This window comes from Psychrobacter sp. 1Y4, from assembly GCF_051847555.1.
The window spans coordinates 1-840 of sequence record NZ_JBPYDE010000341.1; the positions used below are offsets into that span (position 1 = coordinate 1).

The following is an 840-nucleotide window of genomic DNA, read 5'->3' on the forward strand; positions in this document are numbered from 1 at the left end:
GGCGAAACGCTAAACGCTGACGAGCTTGACAGCTTGCTTTTGTACTTCGCGCCAAGCTTACCGAAAAAAACGACAAGCGCCATGCAATGGGTTGCCAAAGCCGCTGCAGTAAACGAGGAACGTAAGTACCTAAATTATGTACGTGTCCAAAACGGTACGGCATACGCTTCGGACGGCGGACGAATCCACATCACCGAAACCGAATTACCTGAAGGCTGGTACTGTCCTCTAACCCTTGCGAGCGTAACGCCTGACCTTAAAGCACCAGACTATCTACGGGTAACAAAGCGTAGGGCAGACGCTGCAACAACGCGCGCTACGCTTGGCGAATTGACCAAGGGTATAGAAGGTAAAAACCCTTACCTCTTCCATACGGGATTAGATACCGCCGTGAATGAAAACTATCTACTCGATGCGTTGAACAGCCAGGACGATGACGCTGTTTTTGAGTATGAAGAATATAACTCAAGTTATCGAATCCACGGATCACATGATTTCGGTAATTTTATCGTAATGCCTATGCGAGTAAAGCCATGAATATTTTATACCTTGATTTAGAGACGTTTAGCGAAACGCCTATCAAGCACGGCACTTATAAATACGCTGCCGACGCTGAGATACTGCTTTTTGCTTACGCTTGGAACGATGAACCTGCAAAAGTATTTGATTTAACGGGCACCGCCGATTACCGCATGGCTATCGAAGATTTATTAGCAGACGCCGACGTTATCATCGCTCATAACTCAATGTTTGACCGAAACGTGTTAAAAGCTAACGGCTTCAATGCGGATCTGAGCAAATGGCGCGATACGATGATTAAAGCGTACAGCCACAGCTTAG

1 protein-coding gene and 1 pseudogene are annotated in these 840 nt (G+C 46.7%); both read left to right on the top strand.

What is annotated here, in order from left to right:
* On the top strand, positions 1 to 537 hold a 537-nt coding region (locus ACS8FC_RS16200; RefSeq protein WP_439297528.1), incomplete at its 5' end, for a hypothetical protein.
* A pseudogene (locus ACS8FC_RS16205) lies at positions 534 to 840 on the top strand (DNA polymerase I); the annotation flags it as partial. The gene ACS8FC_RS16200 and the pseudogene ACS8FC_RS16205, both read left to right, overlap by 4 nt.